This window comes from Xanthomonas sp. NCPPB 3200, assembly GCF_056393585.1.
The window spans coordinates 4,011,312-4,028,663 of sequence record NZ_CM150785.1; the positions used below are offsets into that span (position 1 = coordinate 4,011,312).

The following is a 17,352-nucleotide window of genomic DNA, read 5'->3' on the forward strand; positions in this document are numbered from 1 at the left end:
TCGTATGAGCCAGTTTTTTCTTAAACGCCTCCGCACAATCGGCTACTACATGCTGCGTGCTGGCTTTCGTGCAATCCCAATCTCCAATGGATTGCGTGACCTCTGGAGGAACTGGTTTCTTGACAGATACACCAGTTGGGTGCCTGCGCCTCAAAAGGGTCAAGCCGTAGAGGTAAACACCATGGCCCTACGTTTGCGACATCGAAGCGATGAAGCAGCGATTGGTCACACCCCCTATCGGCACGATGTTCTGCCATCGCCGATGCCAGCGACGTTGATCGCGTTCTATCTACCACAATTTCATCCAATTCCGGAAAACGATGCGTGGTGGGGCAAAGGTTTTACCGAATGGCGAAATGTCAGTCGCGCCCTCCCACAATTCTATGGCCACATGCAACCACGGATTCCTGCAGATCTCGGGTTCTACAATCTTCGAGACCAGAACGTTATGCGCCAGCAGGCCGAACTCGCATCAGAGTACGGGATCGGCGCCTTTTGTTTTTACTTTTATTGGTTCGCAGGGAGGACGTTACTTGAGGAACCCGTACGCAACTGGCGCGATGACGCGAGCATTCGTTTGCCCTATTGTCTTTGCTGGGCCAACGAGAGTTGGGCCCGTCGTTGGGATGGGCGCAACGCTGATATCTTAATCGAACAGCAACATAGTCTTGACGACGATCTTGCGTTCATCTCCCACGTCAGCACCTACCTCCGAGACCCTCGATACTTGCGTGTGGATGGGAAGCCGCTGCTCCTCGTCTATCGCCCTAACCTGATGCCCGACCCTGGCGCAACGGCGTTGCGGTGGCGCGAGTGGTGCATGGCTCACGGCATCGGCGAAATCCACCTCGCGTATGTTCAAGGGTTCGAGCGTCCAGATCCTCGTGATATCTACTTCGATGCGGCAGTGGAATTCCCCCCAAACATGAGTTCCCCGCCTTCGTTATCTAAGGCGCAGCTGCTGATAAATCCTGATTTTTCAGGGGAAGTATTGGACTGGCGTTCCCTCGCTGCCGAAGTGGCTGCTAGGCCACTACAGAACAACACACTTTATCCAGGGGTGAATCCTGGCTGGGATAATGAACCGCGTCGCCCTGGGAACGGCCGCATCTATCACCACGCTTCGCCGCGCGGCTACCAAGCATGGCTATCCCAAACAATTCACGGCCGGCTCGCAGCCGCTCCAGCTAGTAGGAAGTTGGTCTTCATCAACGCTTGGAACGAATGGGCCGAAGGTGCTGTGTTAGAGCCAGACGCCTGCCTTGGTTACGCATGGTTGGAAGCGACCCGTCGAGCGTTGCGACCGCGTCGCATGTGCAACATACGGCCTTATGTGATCATCCATGCTTGGTACGTTGATGTTCTAGAAGAAATTTTGCTACAACTACGCGAAGCGGTTTTCGATCATCACCTTATTATCACGACAACGGAGAACAATCTTCCTGCAGTCAATCGCATCCTCAAACTTCAGGGAATGGAGGCGGAGGTGGTAGCGCATGAAAATCATGGCCGAGATATCCTGCCGTTTTTGAAGATTGCAGACCGGCTTATCGATGAGGGCGTATCGGTGGTGCTAAAGTTACACACGAAGCGCTCCACCCATCGCCGAGATGGTGATCAATGGCGACGAGACATGGTTAGCAGCCTGCTCGCCCGCGAACGTGTCAAGAGTATTATCGATGCATTTGATCAGCAGCCTAATTTAGGACTAGTCGCACCCGAAGGTCATATCCAGCCGCTGAGCTTCTATTGGGGAGCAAATGAGAATGCAGTGCGGTCACTAGCTACCCGCATAGGGATAGCTCAGCCAGACATCGGCACTGCGACCTTTGCATGCGGAAGTATGTTCTGGCTGCGTCTAAAAGCAATCCAGCCTATTTTGGATAGTCACCTGCGACCGAGTGAGTTTGAAAAAGAAGCAGGCCAGGTAGACGGAACAATGGCGCATGCAATCGAACGTTTATTAAGCCTCTCTACAATTGACAGTGGCTATACCTTGGCCAGTGCCGCTGCTATCGTGGGAGCCAAGGAACAGGCTCCAGCTCCGTACAAGTACGCGCACAAAAGCTAGTTCAAGTCTCTGCCGTCAAAAACGGGACTACGGTCTTTGCCCGCACCTCTTTCTCGCTCACCCCTTCCGCCGCCTCCACCAGCACCAACCCGCGATCGGTAACGTCGAACACGGCCAGGTCGGTGATGATGCGATCGACCACGCCGACGCCGGTCAATGGCAGGTCGCATTCGCGTAGGATCTTGTGGCTGCCGTCCTTGGCGACGTGTTCCATCAGCACGACAACGCGCTTGACGCCGGCCACCAGGTCCATCGCGCCGCCCATGCCCTTGACCATCTTGCCGGGCACCATCCAGTTGGCCAGGTCGCCGCGCTCGGTCACCTGCATCGCACCGAGAATCGCCAGATCGATGTGCCCGCCGCGGATCATCGCAAACGAGTCGTGGCTACCGAAATAACTGGCGCCGGCACGCGCGGTCACTGTCTGCTTGCCGGCGTTGATCAGGTCCGCATCCACCTCGTCCTCGCTGGGAAACGGACCGATGCCGAGCAGGCCGTTCTCCGATTGCAGCCACACGTCCACGCCATCGGGAATGTGGTTGGCCACCAGCGTCGGCAGACCGATACCCAGGTTGACGTAGGCGCCATCGGTCAATTCACGCGCCGCACGTGCGGCCATCTGGTCTCTGGTCCAGGCCATCAGTGCTGTCCTTCGCGCACGGTGCGCTGTTCGATGCGTTTTTCCGGGGTGGCGTTGAGCACCAGCCGGTCGACATAGATGCCGGGCAGATGCACCTGGTCCGGATCGATCGCACCCACCTCCACGATCTCCTCGACCTCGGCGACGCAGACGCGACCGGCCATGGCGCAGGCCGGGTTGAAGTTGCGCGCGGTCTTGCGGAACACCAGATTGCCGGCCGTATCCGCACGCCAGGCCTTGACCAGCGCGACGTCGGCCTGCAGCGCGGTTTCCATCACGTACTGCTTGCCGTCGAATTGCCGGGTTTCCTTGCCCTGGGCGACGATGGTGCCGTAGCCGGTTGCGGTATAGAACGCGGGAATCCCCGCACCGCCCGCGCGCAGGCGTTCGGCCAGCGTGCCTTGCGGGTTGAACTCCAGCTCCAGTTCGCCGGCCAGGTACTGCCGCTCGAATTCCTTGTTCTCGCCCACGTAGGACGAAATCATCTTGCGGATCTGCCGGGTGGCCAATAATTGACCCAGCCCGAATCCATCGACGCCTGCGTTGTTGGAGATCACGGTCAATCCGCCGACCCCGCTCGCGCGCACTGCCGCGATCAGCGCTTCCGGGATTCCACACAGCCCAAAGCCGCCGACCGCCAGGGTCTGGCCATCGGCCAGCACCCCATCCAGCGCCGCCCCGGCATCGGCATAGCGTTTGCCGCTTGCCGCACCACGTCCACCATTGCTCATCACCGCCCTCGCCTCGCTGATGTGAAGCGGCCATTCTAGCCGCTGACTGTTCCCTGTCCCCGATCGCAATTCCGCCACACCCAAGACACGGCACAGCCGCTAAACTCGGAATTCCCCCATCCCAGGAATTGCCCATGACGCTACCCGCCTTCAAGGCCTACGACATCCGCGGCCGCGTGCCGGATGAACTCAACGAGGACTTGGCGCGCCGCATCGGCGTGGCATTGGCGGCGCAGCTGGAGCAAGGGCCCGTGGTCCTGGGCCACGACGTGCGCCTGGCCAGCCCTGGCCTGCAGGAGGCGCTCTCGGCCGGCCTGCGCGCCAGCGGCCGCGAAGTGATCGACATTGGCCTGTGCGGCACCGAGGAGGTCTATTTCCAGACCGATTACCTCAAGGCGGCCGGCGGCGTGATGGTTACCGCCAGCCATAACCCGATGGACTACAACGGCATGAAGCTGGTCCGCGAGCAGGCGCGACCGATTAGCTCCGACACCGGCCTGTTCGCGATCCGCGACACCGTCGCTGCCGATACCGCCGCACCCGGCGAGCCAACCGCAAGCGAGCAGAGCCGTACCGACAAGACCGCCTACCTGGAGCATCTGCTCAGCTACGTGGACCGCAGCACGCTCAAGCCGCTCAAGCTGGTGGTCAACGCCGGCAACGGTGGCGCCGGCCTGATCGTCGACCTGCTTGCACCGCAGCTGCCGTTCGAGTTCATCCGCGTCTTCCACGAACCCGATGGCAACTTTCCCAACGGCATCCCCAACCCGCTGCTGCCGGAGAACCGCGACGCCACCGCCAGGGCGGTCAAGGAACACGGCGCCGACTTCGGTATCGCCTGGGACGGCGACTTCGATCGCTGCTTCTTCTTCGACCACACCGGCCGCTTCATCGAAGGCTATTACCTGGTCGGCCTGCTGGCCCAGGCGATCCTGGCCAAGCAGCCGGGTGGCAAGGTCGTGCACGACCCGCGCCTGACCTGGAACACCGTCGAGATGGTCGAGGACGCCGGCGGCATCCCGGTGCTGTGCAAGAGCGGCCATGCCTTCATCAAGGAAAAGATGCGCAGCGAAAACGCAGTGTATGGCGGCGAGATGAGCGCGCACCACTATTTCCGCGAGTTCGCCTATGCCGACTCCGGCATGATCCCGTGGTTGTTGATCGCCGAGCTGGTGTCGCAGTCGGGTCGTTCGCTGGCGGATCTGGTCGAGGCGCGCATGCAGAAATTCCCCTGCAGCGGCGAGATCAACTTCAAGGTGGACGATGCCAAGGCAGCGGTTGCCCGCGTGATGGATCACTACGGCGATCAGTCGCCGGAACTGGACTACACCGATGGCATCAGTGCCGACTTCGGCCAATGGCGTTTCAACCTGCGCAGCTCCAACACCGAGCCGCTGCTGCGTCTGAACGTGGAAACGCGCGGCGACGCCGCCCTGCTGGAAACGCGCACACAGGAAATTTCCAACCTGCTGCGCGGCTGATTCACTCCCTCTCCCACCTTATAGACGCACTTTGGAGTTTCCCCCGCCCATGAGCGACGTCCTACCTATCATCCTATCCGGCGGTTCCGGCACGCGCCTGTGGCCGTTGTCGCGCGAATCGTATCCCAAGCAGTTCCTGCCGCTGGTCGGCGAGCACAGCATGCTGCAGGCCACCTGGCTGCGTTCCGCCCCGGTGGCGGCGCATGCCCCCATTGTGGTGGCCAACGAAGAACACCGCTTCATGGCCGCCGAGCAGTTGCAACAGTTGGGCGTGAAGCCGTCGGCCATCCTGCTCGAGCCCAAGGGCCGCAATACCGCACCGGCCATCGCCGTTGCTGCACTGGAAGCGACTCGCGACGGTAGCGATCCGCTGCTGCTGGTGCTGCCGTCCGATCACGTCATTCAGGATGAGGCGGCATTCCAGGCCGCGGTCACCTTGGCGGCGACTGCGGCCGAACAAGGCAAGCTGGTCACCTTCGGCATCAAGCCCACCGCGCCCGAAACCGGCTACGGCTATATCAAGGCAAGCGCGGGTACCGGCGTCAGCGCGGTCGAACGCTTCGTCGAAAAGCCCGACCTGGCCACCGCGCAAGGCTATCTGGCCAGCGGCGAGTATTACTGGAACAGCGGCATGTTCCTGTTCCGTGCCTCGCGCTATCTGGAAGAACTGCGCAAGTTCCAGCCCGCCATCGCCGATGCGTGCCAGAAGGCGTGGGAAGGGGGCAAGCGTGACGCCGACTTCACCCGCCTGGACAAGGATGCGTTCGCCTCCAGCCCGTCGGATTCGATCGACTATGCGGTGATGGAAAAGACCGCCGATGCAGTGGTGGTGCCGCTGGATGCCGGCTGGAACGATGTCGGTTCGTGGTCGTCGCTGCTGGACGTCTCCAAGCAGGACGCCCAGGGCAACGCCCACTACGGCGATGTCATCCAGCTGGACTGCAAGAACACCTATGCGTACGGCTCGCGCCTGATCGCCATGGTCGGCCTGGAAGACGTCGTCGTCGTCGAGACGCCGGACGCCGTGCTGGTCGGTCATCGCGATCGCATCCAGGAGGTCAAGGATGTGGTCGGCCAGATCAAGACGGCTGGCCGCTCAGAGGCCACCTGGCATCGCAAGGTCTATCGCCCGTGGGGCGCCTACGATTCGATCGACATGGGCCAGCGCCACCAGGTCAAGCGCATCACCGTCAAACCCGGTGCGGTGCTGAGCCTGCAGATGCACCACCATCGCGCCGAACACTGGATCGTGGTCAGCGGAACCGCCGAAGTCACCCGTGGCGACGAGGTGCTGCTGCTGACCGAAAACCAGAGTACCTACATCCCACTGGGCGTGACCCATCGCCTGCGCAATCCGGGCAAGTTGCCATTGGAGCTGATCGAAGTGCAGTCCGGCAGCTACCTGGGCGAAGACGACATCGTGCGTTTCGAAGACACCTACGGGCGCGCCTGATCGGTCGCTTGCAGGACTTTGCAACACATACGCAAACAGCCGGGGATTCCCGGCTGTTTGTTTTTGCGGCCTGCATGGATCGGCGGAACTATCGCCACCGCCCGGAGTCGCCGATTTACTGTCTGGCAGCGGCGATTTCGGCAATCACGCGCTGCAGGCCGAGCTGCCAGTCCGGCAACACGATGTCGAAATCGCGCTGCAGTTTGTCGATCGACAGCCGCGAGTACGCCGGCCGCGTTGCGGGCGTCGGATAGTCGGCGGTCGTGATCGGCACCACGCGCGGTGCGCGCGACAACAGGCCTGCGCTGACAGCTTGCTGGAAGATCGCCTCGGCAAAGCCATGCCAGCTGGTCTGCCCTGCCGCCGTGAGGTGCCAGGTACCCGACGTGTCGGGTGTGCGTTGGCGCAGCAACTGCGCAGTGACATCGGCAATCAGGGCGGCCGGTGTCGGTGTTCCGACCTGATCGGCCACCACCCGCAGCTCATCGCGCTCGGCACCGACACGCAACATGGTGCGCAGGAAATTCGCGCCGTGCGAGGCATACACCCATGCCGTGCGCAGGATCAGATGCTGCGCACCCGAAGCACGGATGGCCTCCTCGCCAGCAAGCTTGGTCTCGCCATACACACCCAGCGGCGAGGTGTGCGCATCCTCCGGATACGGCGCGGTGCCCTGACCGTCGAAGACGTAGTCGGTCGAGTAATGCACCAGCGGTACGTCGTTGGATGCACACCATGCGGCGATGACGCCGGGCGAGGTCGCATTGGCGCGCAATGCGCCGTCGCGGTCCTGCTCGGCGCGATCCACTGCGGTATAGGCGGCGGCATTGACGACGCGGCTCGGGCCGATCCGGTCCAGCAAGGACGTCAGCGTCTGCGGTGCGTCGAAGTCCGCCACCTCGCAGGCACTGCCATCAGGCAACTGCCCGCTGCGCGTGGTGGCCTGTACTGCACCATCGGCTGCCAGTGCGCGCAGCAGCTCGGTGCCGACCTGCCCGTTCGCTCCAAAGACCAATGTGGTCACGGGGTAAACACCGGCAAACGATCGACCGCCACGTCACCCAGGAACGGCGCATCGGCATCCTTGGCAGACAGCAACGGATCGCTGATCGGCCAATCGATCCCGATCGCAGCGTCGTCCCAGCGCACGCCGGCATCGGCTTCCTTGACATAGACGTCGGTGCACAGGTAACTGAACACTGCACGTTCGGACAACACTGCAAAGCCGTGCGCGAAGCCTTCCGGAATCCAGAACTGCTTCTTGTTCTCCGCGCTCAGCACCACCGCCGCCCATTGACCGAAGTTGGGCGAGCCGTGACGCACATCAACGGCGACGTCATAGACCTCGCCCTCCAGCACGCTGACCAACTTGCCCTGCGGACGCGGCCATTGGTAGTGCAGACCACGCAGCACGCCCTTGGCGGAGGTGGACACGTTGCTCTGCACGAATTGCGTCGGCAAGCCGTGCTGACCAAAGCGTTCGGCATTCCATGTTTCGAAGAAATAGCCGCGCGCATCGCCGAACACTGCCGGCTCGATGACGACGCAACCAGGTAGACGCGTTTCGATCACTTTCAAGGCACTACTCCTCGTACGGCCAATTCGTGCAGATACCTGCCATAGTCATTCTTCAACAACGGCGCCGCCAGGCGCTCCAGCTGCTCCGCATTGATCCAGCCCTGACCAAACGCGATTTCTTCCGGGCAGCACACCTGCAGGCCCTGACGCATCTGGATGGTCTCGATGAAGTTGGCCGCTTCGTGCAATGACTGATGCGTGCCGGTATCCAGCCATGCATACCCACGCCCCAGCGGCTCCAGGTGCAGGTCGCCGGCATCGAGATAGCAGCGATTGAGATCGGTGATTTCCAGCTCGCCGCGCGGCGAGGGCTTCAATGCAGCCGCGTAGTCGCTGGCCTTGCCGTCATAGAAATACAAGCCGGTGACCGCGTAGTTGGAACGGGGCTTTTCCGGCTTTTCGGCAATGTCGATGACCTTGCCTTGCTGATCGAATTCGGCAACGCCATAGCGCTCCGGGTCGTTGACCCAGTAACCGAAGACGGTTGCACCCTGCTCACGCGCATCGGCGCGGCGCAAGGTATCGGTCAGACCATGCCCATGGAAGATATTGTCGCCCAACACCAGGCAACTCGGTTTGCCGTCGACGAACTCGCGACCGATCAGATAGGCCTGCGCCAGACCATCGGGGCTGGGCTGCACGGCATACTGGATATTGACGCCCCACTGGGAACCATCGCCCAGCAGCGACTGGAACAGCGCCTGCTCGTGCGGCGTGTTGATGATCAGGATGTCGCGGATACCCGCGAGCATCAGCACGCTCAGCGGGTAGTAGATCATCGGCTTGTCGTACACCGGCAGCAGCTGCTTGCTGACGCCTTTGGTGATCGGGTACAGGCGCGTGCCGGAGCCACCGGCCAGAATGATGCCTTTACGTTGTGTCATCAGGGATGTCCTGTTGGAGGCCCGCACACGCATACATGCGCGGGCTCTTGCTAAGGGCTCGCGTTAGGCCGCGGCGCCGATCCGTTCCAGCCGATAGCTGCCATCCAGCACGCCCTGCACCCAGGTCTGGTTGGTCAGGTACCACTCCACCGTCTGCGCGATGCCTTGCTCGAAGGTATAGGCCGGCTCCCAGCCCAGATCATTCTTCAACTTGGAGGCATCGATCGCGTAGCGACGGTCGTGTCCGGGGCGGTCGGTGACATGGGTGATCTGGCTCGCGCGCGGTTTGCCGTCCTCACGCGGGCGGTGCTGATCCAGCAGCGCGCAGATCGCCTGCACGACCTCAATGTTCTGCCGCTCGGAGTTGCCGCCCACGTTGTAGGTCTCACCGACCTGGCCCTTGGCCAGCACGGTGCGGATCGCCTCGCAGTGGTCGCTGACGAACAGCCAGTCGCGTACCTGCTTGCCATCGCCGTACACCGGCAACGGCTCGCCGGCCAGCGCCTTGGCGATCACCAGCGGAATGAGCTTTTCCGGGAAATGGTATGGGCCGTAGTTGTTCGAGCAGTTGGTGGTCAGTACCGGCAGCCCGTAGGTGTGGTGGAACGCGCGCACCAGGTGATCCGAGGCGGCCTTGGACGCCGAGTACGGAGAATTGGGCGCATACGGCGTGGTCTCGGTGAACTTGCCGGTCTCGCCCAGCGTGCCATAGACCTCGTCGGTGGACACATGCAGGAACCGGAAGGCCTCGCGACGCGCATCCGGCAGCGCTTTCCAGTAGTCGCGCACGGCCTCGAGCAAGGCCAGGGTACCGACGACGTTGGTCTGGACGAACGCGCCGGGGCCTTCGATCGAGCGATCCACATGGCTTTCGGCAGCGAAGTTCAGCACTGCGTCCGGCTGATGTTCCTGTAGCAGACGGGTCACGAGTGCGCCGTCGCCGATGTCGCCCTTGACGAAGACATGGCCGGCATTGCCTTCCAGCGACGCCAGCGTGTTCAGGTTCCCCGCATAGGTGAGCGCATCGAGATTGATCACGCGGATCCCGCGTGCGACTGCTTCAAGAACAAAGTTTCCGCCGATAAAGCCGGCACCGCCGGTTACTAGCCAAGTCGCCACTATCTACCCCTCCTGGTCGCGCGCGCTGCGCTGCGTTTCAAACGACATAGGATATACGGTCCTAAGCAGATCCAGCTCGAGCGCATTAGGCAAACATGCCTCAATTGCCGCGCCGCAGCATCCATACGCCATCGCATGGTGCATGCCGCCCGGTTAGAATGGCCCCACTCCCGAGCCTGCCGCCGCGGCCGGGCCTTCCCGCAACAGCTGAAGGATCTCGTACACGATGAAAATCCTCGTCGCCTACAAGCGCGTGGTGGACTACAACGTCCGCATTCAGGTCAAGCCCGATGGTTCCGGTGTGGTCACCGACGGCGTCAAGCTCTCGCCCAACCCGTTCGACGAAATCGCCCTGGAAGAGGCGTTGCGCCTGCGCGACGCCGGCATCGCCACCGAGGTGGTGGTCGCCACCCTGGCCCCGGCCGATGCGGCCGCGCACCTGCGCAACGGGCTTGCGATGGGCGCCAACCGCGCCATCCACGTGGTCACCGACGCGGCAATCCAGCCGTTGACCGCCGCGCGCACCCTGCTCAAGCTGGTCGAGAAGGAACAGCCGGACCTGGTCATCCTGGGCAAGCAGGCGATCGACGACGACGCCAACCAGACCGGCCAGATGCTGGCCACCTTGTGGGGTCGCCCGCAGGCGACCTTCGCCGGCAAGCTGGTGGTCGCCGATGGCAAGGCCACGGTGACCCGCGAAGTCGATGCCGGCCTGGAGACGCTGGAAGTGGACCTGCCGGCGGTGGTGACTACCGATCTGCGCTTGAACGAGCCGCGCTTCATCAAGTTGCCGGACATCATGAAAGCCAAGAGCAAGCCGCTGGAAACGCTGGCCTTTGTTGATCTCGGCGTCGATGCGCACGACAGCCTGGCCACTACCCACTACGCGCCGCCGTCCAAGCGCAGCCGCGGCGTGATGGTCAAGGACGCCGCCGAGCTGGTGGCCGCACTCAAGCAGAAGGGGTTGCTGTAATGGCCAAGGTTCTCATCGTTGCCGAACATCTCAACGGCCAGCTCAACGCGGCCACCGCCAAGACCCTCAGCGCCGCGCTGGCGGTGTCGGCCGAGTCCATCGACATCGTCGTGCTGGCGGCCGATCCGGCCGCGGTTGCGACCCAGGCTGCGCAGCTGGCGGGTGTTGCTCGCGTACTGACGGTGGCAAACGCCGCCAACGAACATGCCATTGCGCAGGTGCTGGGGCCACAGATCGCCCAGCTCGCCGGCCAGGGCTACACCCACGTGTTCGGCCCCTCGACCACGTTCGGCAAGGACCTGATGCCGGTGGTTGCCGCGTTGCTGGGTGTCAACCAGGTCTCCGACCTGATGGCGGTCGAAGATGCCTACACCTTCAAGCGCCCGATCTACGCCGGCAACGCGATCATCACGGTGAAAGCGCCGGCCGACCAGGTCGTGGTCGCCACCGTGCGCAGCGCCTCCTGGCCGGAAGCGGCAGCCGGCGGCAGTGCAGCAATCGAGTCCATCGCTGTGGATGCAGTGCTGCCGACCCATACCCGGTTCGTTGGCCTGGCCGCAGGCAGCTCCGATCGCCCGGACCTGCAGAGCGCCAAGCGCGTGGTCTCCGGCGGCCGCGGCGTCGGTTCGGCCGAGAACTTCCAGCACATCTACAGCCTGGCCGACAAACTCGGCGCCGCCGTGGGCGCCTCGCGCGCCGCCGTGGACGCCGGCTACGTACCGAACGAGCTGCAGGTCGGCCAGACGGGCAAGATCATCGCGCCCGAGCTGTACGTGGCCATCGGCATCAGCGGGGCGATCCAGCATCTGACCGGCATCAAGGACGCCGGCACGATCGTGGCGATCAACAAGGACCCGGAGTCGCCAATCTTCGAGATTGCCGACATCGGGTTGGTGGGGGATTTGTTCACCCTGCTGCCGGAGCTGGAGGCTGCGCTGGGCTGAGGCCCTTCTGCTGCAATGGATTCACCTTTGCCTCCCAGCATCGACGGTGCCGCAAGATTGCGGCACCGTCTGGATTATCTGGCCGCCTTCGTGTTGCTGCTGTGCGCGGGGTACGTCGCCGTATTGGTCTGGGTGGACCACGGGAACGGGACGTTTTCGCGGCTGAGCGAGGTCTGGCAGTTGATGTCGCTCGCAATCGTGCCCGTCTCCATCACGTACCTGTTCCGATACTGGCGGTGGCACTGGCTCCTACGCCGCAAGGGGCATCACGTACCGGTGTTACCCGGCCTGGCTGGCTATCTGGCGGGCTTTGCCCTGACCGCAACGCCCGGCAAGGCCGGCGAACTGATGCGGATTCGCTATTTTGCGCGCATGGGCATCCCGGCCGAGCGCACGCTGGGCGTCTTCGTCTTCGAGCGCGCGTCCGATCTGCTGGTCATCCTGTCCTTGTCGCTGCTGGCTGCGTCGGTGTTCCCGACCCTGGGCGCCCTGGTGGCCGTAGTGCTGGGATTTGTCTGTGTGCTGTTCGGCGCGGCGGCGTGGCCTGCGCTATTGAATAGTCTGGCACGTGTGACCGAGCGCCTTCCCGGCCGCTGGCTGCGCCGCCTGGCACGCTTCTGCCTTGCGGCAGCGTTGGAGCTGCGTAGCTGCCTGGATCTGCGCGCGTTCGGGCAAAGCATGCTTGCCGGATGCCTCGCCTGGGGACTGACATCGGCTGTCTTCGTGAGCCTGTGCGTTGGCATGGGCTTGCAGCTGGACCCCATGGTCGCGCTCGGTATTTATCCACTCGCGATGCTGATAGGCGCGCTGTCGTTCGTCCCCGGTGGCGTCGGCACCACCGAACTGGCCATCGTGTTGATGCTCAATCGGCTCGGGATCTCTACCCCGGAGGCGATTGCGGTCGCCGTCGCGGCGCGCCTGGTCACGCTCTGGTACGCCATTGTCGTCGGAACACTGGCTATGCTGGCTGCGGAATCATCGCATTACAAGAAAGCTTAAGGTGATCTACTAGGTATAATCGCGGCCCCGCAATGGATCGCTAGGCAGTCGATGTCCGCCCCTACCAGCAGCTCCACCCGTCCGGTTGTTTCGGGACGCGCCCTTTGCGTGGATCTGGATGGCACGCTTTTGAATTCCGACATCCTCTACGAGTCGGTGCTGGCTCTGCTGGCGCGAAATCCGCTGTACCGGTTCTTGCTGCCGCTGTGGCTGTTGCGCGGCAAGGCTGCGCTAAAGCGAGAACTTGCCTCCCGCGTCGTCCTGCCTGCGGAGACCCTGCCCTACAACCACCAGGTGCTGGAGCTGCTACGCACCACGACACAACGTCCGCGCGTGCTGTGCACGGCGTCCGACGCGCTCCTGGTGAAGCCTATTGCAGACCATCTGGGCCTGTTCGAGGAGGTGATCGCCAGTGATGGCAAACGCAATCTGTCTGGTCGCAACAAGGCAGATGTGCTAGTCGACGCGTTTGGTCAGGGCAACTTCGACTACGCAGGCAACGGCAGCGTGGATTTGCATGTGTGGGAAAAGGCCGGTGGCGCCTGGGTGGTCAACAATGGCGCTGCACTCGCCAAGGCTGCTGCGCAGCGGACGACCGTGCATGCGCATTGGCCTGCCCCGCCACGTGCCCGTGCATGGCTGAAGGCATTGCGCCTGCATCAGTGGCTGAAGAATCTGCTGGTGTTCGTTCCCCTCCTGACCGCGCACCGCTTCCTGGATCTGGAATCGGTGGTCCAATCCACGATTGCGCTGGTGGCGTTCGGGCTATGCGCCTCCGGCGTCTATGTGCTCAACGATCTGCTGGACCTGACGCCTGATCGCCAGCACCCGCGCAAGCGCAAGCGCCCGTTCGCGGCAGGTCGGCTTCCTCTTTTGCAGGGCCTGCTGGTCGCGCCTGCGCTGACCGTCGCCGGCCTTCTGCTGTCGCTGGCATGCAGCATCGAATTCACCCTAGTATTGCTTGCCTACTACATCATGACATTGGCGTATTCGCTGCGCTTGAAACGCATCGTGATGATCGACGTTGTGCTGCTCGCAGCCCTCTACACCGTACGCATCATCGGCGGCGCCGTGGCGATCGGCGTCGAACTGTCGTTCTGGCTGTTGGCGTTTTCGATGTTCATGTTCCTGTCGCTGGCCCTGCTCAAGCGCTATACCGAACTGCATGCCATGTTGAGCAGCGGCAAAACCAGGGCCAGTGGTCGTGCCTATTCGGTGGAGGATCTCTCGCTGCTGCAATCCATGGGCGCGGCGGCTGGCTACATCGCGGTGATGGTGATGGCGCTGTACATCAACAGCCCCGAGAGTGTGGAGCTGTACCGCAATCCTAAGCTGCTCTGGCTGGTGTGTCCGGTGCTGCTGTACTGGGTGAGCCGGGTCTGGATCATCGCCCATCGCGGAGAGATGCATGATGACCCGATCGTATTCGCTGCCACCGATCGCGTGAGCCAGATCGTTGTGGTGCTGTGCGGGTTGTTCGCCCTGAGCGCCATCTGATGGCGGCGGGGCAGTCCTGGGGGCGCTATCCCAGAGCACACCAGACGCTGCTACCGATCCATGATCGCGCGGCACGTCTGCCGGCATTCGATGGCTTTGCCCTGCCTCGTGGTAATGGACGCAGTTATGGCGACAGCTGCCTGAATCCGGATGGTGCACTGCTGTGCGCACGCGGGCTTGATCGATTCATCGACTTTGATCCAGGCAATGGCGTCCTGCGCTGTGAGGCGGGAGTCACCCTTGCCGAAATCATCGAGCTGGCGTTGCCGCAAGGCTGGTTCCTGCCAGTGACACCCGGCACTCGCTACGTCACCGTCGCCGGCGCGATCGCCAACGACGTGCATGGCAAGAACCACCATCGCACCGGCAATTTTGGCCACCATGTGCGTGCATTCGAGCTGCTGCGCAGCGACGGCGAGCGGCGGCTGTGCACCCCGGATGACGCCGATCTCTGGTTTGCGGCCACAGTGGGAGGGCTCGGCCTGACCGGCCTGATCACCTGGGCCGAAATTCAGCTACGCCGTGTCGGCAGTCCCACGCTGGAAGCAGAAAACATCCGCTTTGGCTCGCTCGACGAATTTTTCGCCTTATCGGCCGCATCTGCCGACAGCCACGAGTACAGCGTGGCCTGGATCGATTGCCTGGCAAGCGGCAAGGCACGCGGACGCGGGCACTTCACCCGCGCCGATCACTGCACCGGGCTCGCCCAGGAGCGACCGAAATCGCCAGGCGCAGGCTTGTCCATGCCGGTCACGCCACCGATTTCGTTGGTAAACAAGTTGTCCCTGCGGCCTTTCAATGCGCTTTACTACTGGCGCCAGCCGGCATCGCACAAACGCTTCGTCAGCCACCTGTTGCCGTTCTTTTACCCGCTGGACGGTATCCGCGACTGGAACCGTATGTACGGCCCATCCGGTTTTCTGCAGTATCAATGTGTATTGCCGCCTGCAACCGCACGTGACGGGGTCGACGCGCTGCTTGCCGAGATCGCGCGCAGCGGCAGCGGCTCGTTCCTGGCAGTGCTGAAAGAATTCGGCAACACACCTTCCATCGGCATGCTGTCTTTCCCGAGGCCCGGGACGACATTGGCATTGGACTTTCCCAATACCGGTCCTGACGTACTCCGCCTGCTTGAGCGACTGGACCGCATCGTCGACGAGGCAGGCGGCGCTCTGTACCCTGCCAAGGATGCACGTATGGCTGCACAGTCGTTTCAGCGCGCCTATGGCTGCTGGCGCGAGTTCGGCAGCTATCTCGACCCACGTTTTTCTTCCGGCTTCTGGCGCCGGGTCACGGAGTAGACATGCAACGCGTCCTCATCATCGGTGCCACCTCGGCCATCGCCGAAGCAACCGCCCGACGCTACGCCGCACGCGGGGCGGCCATCCATCTGCTCGGCCGACAGGCAACGCGCCTTGAGACGATCGCAGCGGACCTGACCACACGCGGTGGCAGGAGCAGCATCGGCATCCTCGACGTCAACGACAGCGCACGTCATGGCGAAATATTGGACGCTGCCTGGGCGGCGCTTGGTGGCGTTGATGTTGTGCTGATCGCACATGGCACGCTGCCGGACCAGGCTGCGTGTGACGCATCGGTCGAACTGTCGCTTCGTGAGTTCGCAACCAACGGCACTTCCACCATTGCCCTGTGCGCGGCGATTGTTCCGCGACTGACGTCGGGCGCCACGCTTGCAGTCATTTCTTCGGTGGCGGGAGACCGCGGCCGAGCCAGCAACTACCTCTACGGCAGCGCCAAGGCGGCTGTGACTGCATACCTGAGCGGTCTGGGCCAGCGCCTGCGCCCGGAAGGAATCAACGTGCTCACGATCAAGCCGGGCTTCGTCGACACACCCATGACCGCGGCCTTCAAAAAGAGCGCGCTGTGGGCAAAGCCGGACCAGATCGCCAAGGGAATTATGGGTGCAGTGGACAAGCGTCGCGCTGTGGCCTATCTGCCAGCATTTTGGTGGGCCATCATGCTGGTGATCAAAAACATACCCGAATTCGTTTTCCGCAGGATCAAGCTCTGACATGACCGACAAACACGCCAAGATCGTCATCACCGGTGCCGCAGGGCTGGTCGGCCAAAATCTGATCGTCGAGCTCGAACAACAGGGCTACACCCAACTGGTGGCAATCGACAAGCATGCGCACAACCTGCAGATACTGCGCGAGTTACATCCTGCCGTGCGCGTCGTGCATGCGGACCTGGCCGAACCGGGCGAATGGGCCCGCGAGTTCGAAGGTGCGGCCTGCGTTGCCCAATTGCATGCACAGATCACCGGCAAGACCACCGAGCTTTTCACCCGCAACAACCTGGTTGCCACCTCGCACGTACTTGACGCCTGCAAAGCGGCCGAAGTGCCTTTTGTAGTGCATATCAGTTCGTCGGTGGTGAATTCGGTCGCTGTGGATGATTACACCAACACCAAGCGCTCCCAGGAACAGATGGTGGTGAGCAGCGGCTTGCGTCACTGCGTGCTGCGGCCAACGCTGATGTTTGGCTGGTTCGATCCAAAGCATCTAGGCTGGCTGTCGCGCTTCATGGCCAAGACGCCCGTCTTTCCGATCCCGGGTGATGGCAAGTTCATGCGTCAACCGCTATACGAACGCGACTTCTGCCGTTGCATTGCCAAATGCATCGAGCGCGAACCCGACGGCGAGGTCTACGACATCGTTGGTGATACCCGAGTCGATTATGTCGACATCATCAAGACCATCAAGCGGGTCAAACGCCTGCATACGCTGATCGTGCATGTTCCTATCGGTTTCTTTGCCTTCCTGCTGCGCGTGTATTCGCTCTTTAGCAAGAAACCCCCATTCACGGCCGACCAGCTCAAGGCGCTCAGCGCCGGCGATGACTTCCAAGGCGTCAATACTGAGAAAGTCTTCGGCGTGCGCCAGACGCCATTCGAAGATGCGATCCGCGAAAGTTATACCGACCCGCGCTATAGCCACATCGTACTTAAGCGCTGAACTG

16 protein-coding genes are annotated in these 17,352 nt (G+C 62.4%); 10 read left to right on the forward strand and 6 right to left on the reverse strand.

What is annotated here, in order from left to right:
• Nucleotides 1–4: 4 nt before the first annotated feature.
• Entirely contained in the window at nt 5–2,071 is a 2,067-nt protein-coding gene (locus AC06DU_RS17175; RefSeq protein WP_478202896.1) for a glycoside hydrolase family 99-like domain-containing protein, read from the forward strand.
• A gap of 1 nt (nt 2,072) precedes the next feature.
• On the opposite strand, the gene AC06DU_RS17180 is transcribed toward AC06DU_RS17175, so the two are convergent.
• Complete coding sequence (locus AC06DU_RS17180) at nt 2,073–2,711, reverse strand: CoA transferase subunit B (protein ID WP_478202897.1); 639 nt, start codon at nt 2,709–2,711, stop codon at nt 2,073–2,075.
• A complete protein-coding gene (locus tag AC06DU_RS17185; RefSeq protein WP_065032865.1) occupies nt 2,711–3,442 on the reverse strand; it encodes a CoA transferase subunit A in 732 nt (243 codons plus the stop codon). The genes AC06DU_RS17180 and AC06DU_RS17185 overlap by 1 nt, the downstream gene beginning before the upstream one ends.
• Before the next feature lie 134 nt (nt 3,443–3,576).
• Here AC06DU_RS17185 and AC06DU_RS17190 point away from each other — a divergent pair, with 134 nt between their 5' ends.
• Nucleotides 3,577–4,923 (forward strand): phosphohexomutase domain-containing protein, encoded by a 1,347-nt coding sequence (locus AC06DU_RS17190; RefSeq protein ID WP_024938344.1) that lies wholly within the window; start codon nt 3,577–3,579, stop codon nt 4,921–4,923.
• A gap of 49 nt (nt 4,924–4,972) precedes the next feature.
• Entirely contained in the window at nt 4,973–6,376 is a 1,404-nt protein-coding gene (locus tag AC06DU_RS17195; protein WP_065032866.1) for a mannose-1-phosphate guanylyltransferase/mannose-6-phosphate isomerase, read from the forward strand.
• Nucleotides 6,377–6,491: 115 nt separating this feature from the next.
• Here the strand turns inward: AC06DU_RS17195 and rfbD are convergent, their stop codons facing one another.
• The 4 genes from rfbD to rfbB all read right to left on the reverse strand — a co-directional run bounded on the left by rfbD (nt 6,492) and on the right by rfbB (nt 9,957).
• Nucleotides 6,492–7,400, reverse strand: coding sequence for a dTDP-4-dehydrorhamnose reductase (gene rfbD, locus AC06DU_RS17200; RefSeq protein WP_054592896.1), 909 nt, complete (start codon nt 7,398–7,400; stop codon nt 6,492–6,494).
• Nucleotides 7,397–7,954, reverse strand: coding sequence for a dTDP-4-dehydrorhamnose 3,5-epimerase (gene rfbC / locus AC06DU_RS17205; RefSeq protein ID WP_016903935.1), 558 nt, complete (start codon nt 7,952–7,954; stop codon nt 7,397–7,399). Before rfbC ends, rfbD begins: the two co-directional genes overlap by 4 nt.
• Nucleotides 7,951–8,838, reverse strand: a complete 888-nt coding sequence (gene rfbA / locus AC06DU_RS17210) for a glucose-1-phosphate thymidylyltransferase RfbA (protein WP_047127293.1) — start codon at nt 8,836–8,838, stop codon at nt 7,951–7,953. The genes rfbC and rfbA overlap by 4 nt, the downstream gene beginning before the upstream one ends.
• Nucleotides 8,839–8,901: 63 nt before the next feature.
• Nucleotides 8,902–9,957 (reverse strand): dTDP-glucose 4,6-dehydratase, encoded by a 1,056-nt coding sequence (rfbB, locus tag AC06DU_RS17215; protein ID WP_478202898.1) that lies wholly within the window; start codon nt 9,955–9,957, stop codon nt 8,902–8,904.
• 226 nt (nt 9,958–10,183) lie between these two features.
• On the opposite strand from rfbB, the gene AC06DU_RS17220 reads away from it, so the two are divergent.
• The 7 genes from AC06DU_RS17220 to AC06DU_RS17250 all read left to right on the forward strand — a co-directional run bounded on the left by AC06DU_RS17220 (nt 10,184) and on the right by AC06DU_RS17250 (nt 17,348).
• Complete coding sequence (locus AC06DU_RS17220; protein ID WP_115511600.1) at nt 10,184–10,930, forward strand: electron transfer flavoprotein subunit beta/FixA family protein; 747 nt, start codon at nt 10,184–10,186, stop codon at nt 10,928–10,930.
• Entirely contained in the window at nt 10,930–11,874 is a 945-nt protein-coding gene (locus AC06DU_RS17225) for an electron transfer flavoprotein subunit alpha/FixB family protein (RefSeq protein WP_047127294.1), read from the forward strand. The genes AC06DU_RS17220 and AC06DU_RS17225 overlap by 1 nt, the downstream gene beginning before the upstream one ends.
• Nucleotides 11,875–11,889: 15 nt before the next feature.
• Nucleotides 11,890–12,873, forward strand: coding sequence for a lysylphosphatidylglycerol synthase transmembrane domain-containing protein (locus AC06DU_RS17230; RefSeq protein ID WP_478202899.1), 984 nt, complete (start codon nt 11,890–11,892; stop codon nt 12,871–12,873).
• 108 nt (nt 12,874–12,981) lie between these two features.
• A complete protein-coding gene (locus AC06DU_RS17235) occupies nt 12,982–14,370 on the forward strand; it encodes a UbiA family prenyltransferase (protein WP_478204439.1) in 1,389 nt (462 codons plus the stop codon).
• Nucleotides 14,370–15,671, forward strand: coding sequence for an FAD-binding oxidoreductase (locus tag AC06DU_RS17240; RefSeq protein ID WP_478202900.1), 1,302 nt, complete (start codon nt 14,370–14,372; stop codon nt 15,669–15,671). The genes AC06DU_RS17235 and AC06DU_RS17240 overlap by 1 nt, the downstream gene beginning before the upstream one ends.
• A gap of 2 nt (nt 15,672–15,673) precedes the next feature.
• Nucleotides 15,674–16,402, forward strand: coding sequence for an SDR family oxidoreductase (locus AC06DU_RS17245; protein ID WP_478202901.1), 729 nt, complete (start codon nt 15,674–15,676; stop codon nt 16,400–16,402).
• 1 nt (nt 16,403) lies between these two features.
• Nucleotides 16,404–17,348: an NAD-dependent epimerase/dehydratase family protein gene (locus AC06DU_RS17250; RefSeq protein ID WP_478202902.1), complete on the forward strand. Its 945-nt coding sequence runs from the start codon at nt 16,404–16,406 to the stop codon at nt 17,346–17,348.
• Nucleotides 17,349–17,352 lie beyond the last annotated feature (4 nt).

What these genes read in the sequence shown, in the direction of transcription:
- AC06DU_RS17175 (WP_478202896.1), top strand. Translation starts at nt 5, where the DNA reads ATGAGCCAGTTTTTTCTTAAACGCCTCCGCACAATCGGCTACTACATG.
- AC06DU_RS17180 (WP_478202897.1), bottom strand. Translation starts at nt 2,711, where the DNA reads ATGGCCTGGACCAGAGACCAGATGGCCGCACGTGCGGCGCGTGAATTG.
- AC06DU_RS17185 (WP_065032865.1), bottom strand. Translation starts at nt 3,442, where the DNA reads ATGAGCAATGGTGGACGTGGTGCGGCAAGCGGCAAACGCTATGCCGAT.
- AC06DU_RS17190 (WP_024938344.1), top strand. Translation starts at nt 3,577, where the DNA reads ATGACGCTACCCGCCTTCAAGGCCTACGACATCCGCGGCCGCGTGCCG.
- AC06DU_RS17195 (WP_065032866.1), top strand. Translation starts at nt 4,973, where the DNA reads ATGAGCGACGTCCTACCTATCATCCTATCCGGCGGTTCCGGCACGCGC.
- rfbA (WP_047127293.1), bottom strand. Translation starts at nt 8,838, where the DNA reads ATGACACAACGTAAAGGCATCATTCTGGCCGGTGGCTCCGGCACGCGC.
- AC06DU_RS17220 (WP_115511600.1), top strand. Translation starts at nt 10,184, where the DNA reads ATGAAAATCCTCGTCGCCTACAAGCGCGTGGTGGACTACAACGTCCGC.
- AC06DU_RS17225 (WP_047127294.1), top strand. Translation starts at nt 10,930, where the DNA reads ATGGCCAAGGTTCTCATCGTTGCCGAACATCTCAACGGCCAGCTCAAC.
- AC06DU_RS17230 (WP_478202899.1), top strand. Translation starts at nt 11,890, where the DNA reads ATGGATTCACCTTTGCCTCCCAGCATCGACGGTGCCGCAAGATTGCGG.
- AC06DU_RS17240 (WP_478202900.1), top strand. Translation starts at nt 14,370, where the DNA reads ATGGCGGCGGGGCAGTCCTGGGGGCGCTATCCCAGAGCACACCAGACG.
- AC06DU_RS17245 (WP_478202901.1), top strand. Translation starts at nt 15,674, where the DNA reads ATGCAACGCGTCCTCATCATCGGTGCCACCTCGGCCATCGCCGAAGCA.
- AC06DU_RS17250 (WP_478202902.1), top strand. Translation starts at nt 16,404, where the DNA reads ATGACCGACAAACACGCCAAGATCGTCATCACCGGTGCCGCAGGGCTG.